Origin of the sequence: Mesorhizobium sp. M2A.F.Ca.ET.037.01.1.1 (assembly GCF_003998075.1) — a bacterium.
Taxonomy (GTDB): domain Bacteria; phylum Pseudomonadota; class Alphaproteobacteria; order Rhizobiales; family Rhizobiaceae; genus Mesorhizobium.
In genome coordinates this window covers 1-4,346 of the sequence record NZ_RZSA01000578.1, presented here as the reverse complement: position 1 = coordinate 4,346, position 4,346 = coordinate 1, and the positions used below count along the sequence as shown (strand labels likewise).

At 66.3% G+C, this 4,346-nt stretch carries 3 protein-coding genes; all 3 read right to left on the bottom strand.

The genetic code is table 11. The annotated features are described in order from the left end of the window. The coding region (gene tsaE / locus EOA27_RS24605; protein ID WP_127257473.1) for a tRNA (adenosine(37)-N6)-threonylcarbamoyltransferase complex ATPase subunit type 1 TsaE at positions 1 to 715 on the bottom strand (715 nt) is incomplete at its 3' end. Positions 716 to 725: 10 nt separating this feature from the next. Further along, positions 726 to 3,305: a PAS domain-containing sensor histidine kinase gene (locus tag EOA27_RS24600; protein WP_126080110.1), complete on the bottom strand. Its 2,580-nt coding sequence runs from the start codon at positions 3,303 to 3,305 to the stop codon at positions 726 to 728. A gap of 190 nt (positions 3,306 to 3,495) precedes the next feature. After that, on the bottom strand, positions 3,496 to 4,346 hold an 851-nt coding region (locus EOA27_RS24595; RefSeq protein WP_127257471.1), incomplete at its 5' end, for an adenosylhomocysteinase.

Genomic DNA, 4,346 nt, shown 5'->3' with positions numbered 1-4,346 from the left:
CGCTGACGCCGTTCGCCAGCAGCGCCTTGTCGATGGCGACGAAGGCGGCGACGGATTGAGCCGTATGGGCGATCACCGCATAGGGCTTGCCGTCGCGCACCGGCGGCCCGAGCACCAGGCGCGGAGAGTTCATAAGCACGCGCGGCGCCTCGCCGGGCAGCGACACGATCTCGTAGGAGCGGGCGGAGGCATCGCCGACGAAATGGCGGCGGCTGGCTTCGCCCCGTCTGGCCGAGGCCAGGAAATCGCGCATGGCCAGCGATCGCGCCACGCGCTCAAAGACAGGTCCCTGGCCCGACAACCGCGCCACGCGACCTTCGCCATGTTCGGCGAGATCGACCCACAGCGCATTTGCGGGCAATCGGTCTCCGGCCCGTTCCGGCCACTCGATCAACGCCGCGCCTTGGCTGAGAGCATCGTCGAGTCCGAGCTCGTCGAGCTCGTCCGGCGCGGAAAGCCGATAGAGGTCGAAATGGTGGACGGGGACGCGCGTCTCGTAGCTCTGTACCAGCGTAAAGGTCGGGCTCGGCACCTCGAGATTGGCGTCGTCGGCCAGTGCCCGGATCAGCGCGCGGGCCAGCGTCGACTTGCCGGCGCCGAGATCGCCTTTGAGCGCGATCGCGTCGCCGGCGCGCAATGCCATGGCGAGATCCTCGCCAAGCCTTGCCGTTGCCGCCTCGTCGGCGAGAAAACGCTCCAGCACCATCCCTTCCATATAGGCCGCGCTACTCGGCCGCGTCGCGGATGCCGGCCGGCGTATCCGGGATTCCGGACGGCTTGTCCGGGAAGGTGCAGATCACCGTGGTGCCCCTGTCCTGGCCGGTCTCGATGCGCACGGTTCCGCCATGCAGCTCGACGAAGCTCTTGACGATCGAGAGCCCCAGCCCGGCGCCGCGCCGCCGCCCGCCATTGGCGCGCGGCTCGAAGCGGCGGAAGACCGACTCCAGCACGTCCGGCGGCATGCCGGGGCCGTCATCATGCACCGAGAACTCGACGGCGTCGGCCAGCCGCCGGCAGGTAAGCCGGATCGTGCTTGCCTCCGGCGCGTAGTTCGCCGCGTTGCTGAGCAAATTGTAGAGGATCTGGCGGATGCGGGTCTCGTCGCCATGGAAGCTCGCCGGCGCCTCCGTCGCGTCGATCGCGAGCTTGATCCGGTGCTCGTCCAGCCGGTCGGCGACCAGCTCGGCCGCCGCGGCGATCGTCCGATCGATATTCATCTCGGAAATGTCGAGCTGCATGATTCCGGCGTCGACCGTCGCCAGGTCGAGAATGTCGTTGACGATGGTGAGCAGCACCGATGACGACGAGCCGACATACTCGACATATTCGCGCTGCTTCGGCGTCAACGGCCCGGTGGCGGGCAGCGACAGCAACTCGGTGAAGCCGATGATGTTGGTCAGCGGCGAGCGCAGCTCATAGGACACGTGCTGCACGAATTCGTTCTTCAACTGGTCGGACTTCTCCAGCGCTTCGTTCCTGTCCTTCAGCGCCCGCTCGACATTGACGGTGTCGGTGACGTCGACGAAGGTGATCATCACCTGGCCATTGGGCAGGTGGATCACCGCGTAGCTCAGCACGTTGCCATTGATCAGCTCGATCTGGCCGCGCCGGTCGCGGCGCTCGTCGTCGAAGCCGGTGACGGCGGCGACGAAGCCGCCCCACGGGCTGTTCGCGGCGTGCTGGTCGCACAGGTCGCGGATCGCCGAGACATGGACGTTGGGCTTGAGCGCTTCCGCCGTCAGCCCCCAAAGCGCGACGAAGGCCGGATTGGACAGGCGCAGCCGCCCGTCCGGACCGAAGACGACCACGCCTTCGGCGAGGTTGTCCAGCGTCTCGCCCTGCACCCGCACGGCGGTCTGGTAGCGGCTCTCGAGATCCATCTTCTCGGTCAGGTTCTCGAACACCCAGGTGACGCCGCCCTTCGGCTGCGGGTTCGCCACTACGCGGATCGTCTTGCCGTCCGGCAGGTGCCACCAATGCTCCTGCGATTCGACGGCGCGATAGGCGCTGAGCAGGTTCTCCTTCCAGCGCCGCCATTCCGGCTGCTCGGCGATCCTGCCTTCCGAGCGCAGCCGGTCAAGCAGCAGCGTGTTGGAGGGCGCGCTGAGCAGGAAGCCCGAATCCAGGCCCCACAGCTTCTGGAAGGCCTGGTTGAAGAAACGCAGCTTCTCGTCGGTGTCGAAGATCGCCACCGCGGTGTTCAGCTGGTCGAGCGTGTCGGCATGGCTGCGCACGGTCCGCTCATGTTCGGCGCGGATCGTCTCGGCCGCGCTTGTGTCGCAAGCAAGTCCCGCCGAGCCGTCGGCGCCGGCGAAGTCGGTGACCGCGAACATGCGGCGGTCGCCATCGATCACGGTGGAAAGCGTCTGTTCGAAGACCGCGCGCGTCTTGTGCTGTTCGGCGATCTGATCGCGCGCCTGGCCGCCGAGGAACTCCCTGGCGTCGCGCACGGCCGCAGCCGGGCTTTCCGCCTCCACCGCCTCGGCATAGGCGCGGTTGACCCATTGCAATCGGCCGTCCGCCGCCCGCAGCCATGCCGGCATCTTCAACGCGTCGAGCAGGCCGATCATGGTGTCGTGGTCGGCGCTGAGCCGCTGGTTCTCGATCTTCAGCCTGGCTTGGTTGCGCAGCGTCTCCGACAGCGAGACGAAGCGCACCAAGACATGCGCCGCGCTTTTGCGGCCATGCACTTCCAGCGGCACGCCGGCCTGCGTTTCGATGACCAGATCGAAGGCCTTTGCCTGCTCGCGCAGCGCGGCGACCGCGTGTTCCAGCGCCGCCGCCGAGCGCGGCATCAGCCAGCGGCCGAAAGCGAGGAAGGCGGACCTGTCGTCGGGCGCGCCGCTTTCCAACGGCAGGCTGCCGATGAGTTCGGGTTTCTTGTTGTCCGTGGCCCAGACGATCAGCCGCTGGTCGCGCAGGTTGAGCAGCGCCTCGGAACGCTGCAGCGCCGCGTTGACGTCCGCGATGCGGGCCCTGAGCTGGACATTCTGCGCGGCGGTGCGCCCGCGTTCGCGGATCAGGAAGATGGCCGAGACAAGCGCCGCGCCCATCACGCCGACGAACATGGCGAGCTGCATGACCTCGACGGTACTGACCGGCGCATCGGCCTTTCCCGGAAGGCTTGTGTCGGCGCGCGCGGCAAAGGCGAGCAGCGGGCTGGCAAGCGCCGAGGTGGCAAGAAGCAAGGCCTGCCGCGCACCGGCGCGAAAACCGCCGCCGTTCACGGCGGGGTCGGCTTCGTTCGAATCCTCATGGCCGCCGGAAACGGCCTTTCCCGCGCTTCGCGGGTAATCCCCCGGCATGTCTTGGTCCTCTTCGCCGCTTGAATGCAAGACCGCCCTGAATGCGTCCCCGGCCCAACATGTCCCCGGACCGCGAATCACAACAATAACGCCTGCTGGAATCGGCGTGAAGAATCATTGGCGCAAAAAATAAAGCCGGGCGGAAAGTCAACCACCCGACTTCAATATCTGGTAGATAATTTCGCTTTGGTTAATAGCGGTAGTGTTCCGGCTTATACGGGCCCTGCGGCGTCACGCCGATATAGGCGGCCTGTTCGCCGGAGAGCTCCGTGAGCTTGGCGCCGAGCTTGTCGAGATGCAGCCGCGCCACCTTCTCGTCGAGATGCTTGGGCAGCACATAGACCTGGTTCTGGTACTGGCCGTGCTTGGTGAACAGCTCGATCTGCGCCAGGACCTGGTTGGTGAACGAGGCCGACATGACGAAGCTCGGATGTCCGGTGGCGTTGCCGAGGTTGAGCAGGCGTCCCTCGGAGAGAAGGATCATCCGCTTGCCGTCCGGGAAGGTGATCAGGTCGACCTGCGGCTTGACGTTGGTCCATTTCAGGTTGCGCAGCGACGCCACCTGGATCTCGTTGTCGAAGTGGCCGATATTGCCGACGATCACCATGTCCTTCATCGCCCGCATGTGGTCGAGCGTGACGACATCCTTGTTGCCGGTGGTGGTGATGACGATGTCGGCGGTTGGGGCCGCGTCTTCCAGCGTCACCACCTCGAAGCCGTCCATCGCTGCCTGCAGCGCGCAGATCGGGTCGACCTCGGTGACCTTGACGCGGGCGCCGGCGCCGCGCAGCGAGGCCGACGAGCCCTTGCCGACGTCGCCATAGCCGCACACCACCGCGACCTTGCCGGCCATCATCGTGTCGGTGCCGCGGCGGATGCCGTCGACCAGCGATTCCTTGCAGCCATATTTGTTGTCGAACTTCGACTTGGTGACGGAATCGTTGACGTTGATCGCCGGGAAGGGCAGCAGGCCCTTCTTCTGCAGCTGGTAGAGGCGGTTGAAGCCGGGGGGGGGCTCCTCGGTGACGCCGCGGGTTGGTT